This window comes from Bradyrhizobium sp. MI1.3 (assembly GCF_055811695.1).
Genome location: NZ_JBVVPQ010000212.1, coordinates 1 through 1070 on the forward strand (window position 1 = coordinate 1; position 1070 = coordinate 1070).

General features: G+C 58.9%; 1 protein-coding gene. It reads right to left on the minus strand.

Annotated features, from left to right (window positions below; translation table 11 throughout):
• Nucleotides 1–16 precede the first annotated feature (16 nt).
• A protein-coding gene (locus tag AC0L3A_RS40680; protein ID WP_473256575.1) for an IS3 family transposase occupies nucleotides 17–1070 on the minus strand; the annotation gives its coding sequence in 2 pieces (ribosomal slippage) (nucleotides 17–852 and nucleotides 852–1070; 1055 coding nt annotated over the 2 pieces). This gene is flagged as partial in the annotation.

The window sequence follows — 1070 nt, forward strand, 5'->3', positions numbered from 1 at the left end:
TTTTCCGGGGTTTAGCTCATGCCGGCGGGGGCGCCGATGAGCCATTCAACAGCGATATCGGCGCCTTGTTGCCGATCGCGCTATGGGGCCGGACTTCGTTGTAGTCTCTACGCCAATCCTCCATTTTCTGCCGGGCGTCGTCAAGGCTCAGGAACCAGTGCATGTTCAGGCATTCGGTTCTGAACTTGCCGTTGAAGGATTCGATGAAGCTATTGTCCGTCGGCTTGCCGGGACGTGAGAAGTCGAGCACAACGCCTCTTTGATAAGCCCAGATATCGAGATCGCGGGAGATGAACTCCGATCCCTGATCCACACGAATGCTCTTCGGGTAACCGACGGTTTTGCAGATGCGCTCCAGAGTCAGCACAACGTCCTCGCCTCGATAGCTGAACCGCGGATCGACCGCCGGCGAGAAGCGGCTGAAGATGTCGACAATCGTCAGCACGCGGAGTTTGCGGCCGGTGGCCAGCTGGTCGTGAACGAAGTCCATGGCCCAGGTCTCGTTGATCTGTTTGGCATCGGTTCGATCTTCTCGCAGCTTGGCTTTGACGCGGCGCTTGGGCGTTTTGTTGCGTAATTGCAGGCTCAATTCCCGGTACAGGCGATAGACCCGTTTGACGTTAACGGCCCAGCCCTCCCGTTGCAGCAGCACATGAATGCGCCGATAGCCGTATCTCACCCGCGTCGCGCAGATGTCCTTGATCCGGTGTTTGAGAGCGGCCTGGTCGCCGCGCTTCGACTTGTAGACGTAAAGAGCGCGATCAACCCGAAGCGTGGAGCAGGCCCGCCTGACTGACACCTTCCAGTCACTTCGCACCTTGTCGACAAGCTCGCGCTTGCGGCCAGGCCTCAGAGCTTTTTTGAGAGCACATCCTGAAGCATGGCCTTGTCCAACGACAGGTCGGCGACAATCCGCTTCAGCTTCCCGTTCTCTTCCTCAAGCTGACGCAGCCGCTTCATCTCCGAGGGCATCAAGCCTGCATACTTCTTCCGCCAGTTGTAGAAGGTTGCCTCGCTGATCCCGGCCTTGCGGCAGACCTCGGCCACCGCCGAGCCGTCTTCAGCCTGCT